Below are 1,806 nucleotides of genomic sequence, written 5' to 3' on the forward strand. Positions count from 1 at the left end.
CCCCCGCGAAGGGAAGATCGTACAGAGTAGTGGGCGCCACCGGACGTGGCAGAAGCGCCGCCAGCGGAACCTACCGGCTCGCTGGCAACCCGGAGAACACTACGGATGAGCACCGGCCGTGTCAAGCGTCGCCGGTGCGGCTCGGTCAGCCCTGGCCGGAGGCCAGTTCGCGGCTGCGGTCGCGGGCCGCTTCCAGGGCGGCGATGAGCGCGGCCCGGACGCCGTGGTTCTCCAGTTCGCGGATGGCGCTGATGGTGGTCCCGGCCGGCGAGGTCACGTTCTCGCGGAGCTTGACGGGGTGCTCGCCGCTGTCGCGGAGCATCACGGCGGCGCCGATGGCGGCCTGGACGATGAGGTCGTGGGCCTTGTCGCGGGGCAGGCCGAGCAGGATGCCGGCGTCCGTCATGGCCTCGACGAGGAAGTAGAAGTACGCCGGGCCCGAGCCGGAGAGCGCGGTGGCCGCGTCCTGCTGGCTCTCCGGGACCCGGAGCGTCTTGCCGACTCCGTTGAAGATCTCCTCGGCATGTCGGAGGTCGGCCTCGCTGGCGTGGGTGCCGCCGGAGATGACCGACATGGCCTCGTCGACGAGCGCGGGGGTGTTGGTCATGACACGCACGACCGGCGTGCCGGGCGCCAGCCGCTCCTCGAAGAACGTCGTGGGGACGCCGGCGGCGCCGCTGATCACCAGTCGCTCGGCGGGGATGTGCGGGGCCAGCTCCTCCAGGAGGACGCCCATGTCCTGGGGCTTGACGGTCAGGATGAGGGTGTCGGCGGTCTTGGCCGCCTCGACGTTGCCCACCGCCTCGACGCCGTAGCGTTCGCGCAGCTCCGCGGCCCGTTCGGCGCGGCGTGCGGTGACCATGAGGTTCTCGGTCGGCCAGCCGGCGCGGATCATTCCGCTCAGCAGGGCCTCGCCGATCTTTCCGGTGCCCAGTACGGCGACTTTCTGCGTCATGCCGTCCATGGTGGCAGCTTCCCGGGGGTCGGCGGGGCCGGTGTCCGCTCGCTGGAACGCCGGGGCCGGGAGGAAGGCCCGGAGTCGCGGGCCCGTCAGGGGGTGCGGCGGCGGAGTGTCGCGGCGCCGAGGGCCAGGACGAGCAGGGCGCTGCCGGCGACGACGGACACGTCCCGGACGAACGTGCCGGTGATCTCCGTGTTGAGCAGCACCTCGTTCATGCCGCTCACCGCGTACGACATGGGCAGCACGTTGGAGACCGCTTCCAGGACGGGCTGCATGGAGTCGCGGGGCGCGAAGAGTCCGCAGAGCAGCAGCTGGGGGAAGATCACCGCCGGCATGAACTGGACGGCCTGGAACTCGGAGGAGGCGAAGGCCGAGACGAAGAGTCCGAGGGCGGTGCCCAGCAGGGCGTCCAGTACCGCGACGAGCAGGAGCAGCCAGGGCGAGCCGGCGAAGTCCAGATCGAGTGCCCAGATCGCGACGGCGGTGGCGAGGGACGCCTGGACGACGGCGAGCGCGCCGAAGGCGAGCGCGTAGCCGAGGACGAGGTCACCCTTGCCGAGCGGCATGGCGAGTAGTCGTTCGAGGGTGCCGCTGGTGCGTTCGCGCAGGGTGGCGATGGAGGTCACCAGGAACATGGTGGTCATCGGGAAGATGCCGAGGAGGGAGGCGCCGATGCCGCCGAAGGCCCGGCGGTCCGCGTCGAAGACGTAGTACAGCAGGACGAGCAGCAGCACGGGGAGCACCAGCAGCAGTGCGATGGTGCGTCGGTCGTGGCCGAGCTGGCGGAGTACGCGACGGGCGGTGGCGAGGGTGCGGCGCGCGGAGAGGGCGGCCGGTGCCGGGCG

Annotated in this window: 2 protein-coding genes; both read right to left on the reverse strand. The window is 71.5% G+C overall.

Annotation, left to right across the window (positions count from 1 at the left end; genetic code table 11):
• Nucleotides 1-145: 145 nt before the first annotated feature.
• The gene (gene proC / locus FNX44_RS26560; protein ID WP_143651518.1) at nt 146-955 is read right to left on the reverse strand and encodes a pyrroline-5-carboxylate reductase; all 810 of its coding nucleotides are present in this window, start codon (nt 953-955) and stop codon (nt 146-148) included.
• A gap of 95 nt (nt 956-1,050) precedes the next feature.
• On the reverse strand, nt 1,051-1,806 hold a 756-nt coding region (locus FNX44_RS26565), incomplete at its 5' end, for an ABC transporter permease (protein WP_143651519.1).

Origin of the sequence: Streptomyces alkaliterrae (assembly GCF_007097205.2) — a bacterium.
Taxonomy (GTDB): Bacteria; Actinomycetota; Actinomycetes; order Streptomycetales; family Streptomycetaceae; genus Streptomyces; species Streptomyces alkaliterrae.